Source organism: Terrisporobacter sp., assembly GCF_017888745.1.
In the GTDB taxonomy this organism is placed as follows: Bacteria; Bacillota; Clostridia; order Peptostreptococcales; family Peptostreptococcaceae; genus Terrisporobacter.
In genome coordinates, this window is the sequence record NZ_JAGHFM010000391.1 from 1 (window position 1) to 1,051 (window position 1,051).

The 1,051-nt window shown below is 26.1% G+C and carries 1 pseudogene; it reads left to right on the forward strand.

The annotated features are described in order from the left end of the window. A pseudogene (locus J7G74_RS16335) lies at positions 1 to 1,051 on the forward strand (hypothetical protein); the annotation flags it as partial.

The following is a 1,051-nucleotide window of genomic DNA, read 5'->3' on the forward strand; positions in this document are numbered from 1 at the left end:
AATGAATATTAAAGGAGACCAGGGAAATGATGATAAAAGGTCTTATGCTAGTATAGGTGCTGGTGGAAGAGCTAATGTAGTTAATAGTGAAATGATTTCTTTTGAAAATTTAACAGAAGAAAATGGAGGATTATATACAGCTTCTACAGGCAACAAAACAAAAGAAATAAACAATATATTTATAAACAAGTCTATAAATAATAATGCAGAAAAAGGAACTTATGGTTCAACATTAGGATTACTAGGACAAACATTATCTGACAATAATAAAAAAGTTGCTTTATTAGGTAATACTGATATTGTTGAAAATGGAAATATTGTAAAAATAAGAAATCTTGGATTAGTTGCCATGGATACACTTGGAAGAGTAGAATCTGGTAATGTTGATAATATCAATATAGAAGATTATTCAATGCCTTTTGGTATAAGAACAAACTATGATACTCTACTAAGTGAGACAAAGTCATACTATGATAAAAGCGATGCTCTATTTATAGAACTGGGAGATACATATAGATTAGATGAATACAAATCTAATTTAAATGAAAAAACTTATTATAAAATGAAAAAACAAATTTTAAAAAATATAAATGCTTATTTAGAAGAAGTATTTAATATGGTAAATGAAAATGATGTTATTTATATAGTAAGTGAGTTTCCAAGTACTTTAGATTATAGTAACAAGAGAAGATTATCTCCAGTAATTAAATTTAAGGGAGATACAAAAGGTTTATTAAACAGTGCAACAACTAGAAGAGATGGAATAATAGCAAATTTAGATTTAGGTGTAGATATACTAAATGAATTTGGATTAAAAAATGAAATCATGATAGGTAGAAATTTTAATTTAGTGGAAAAAGAAGATAACATAGAATTCTTAACCGGAGAATATGAAAAAATAGTATCTATCAATAATATAAGAGCAACTGTAGTTAATACATTTGTTGGTATAGTTTCAGCATCTTGGGTTATAGCAATGCTTGCTTTATTATTTAAGGATAAATTACCGCACAAAGAAAAAGTATTTACAATATTAAAAGAGTTGATTAAA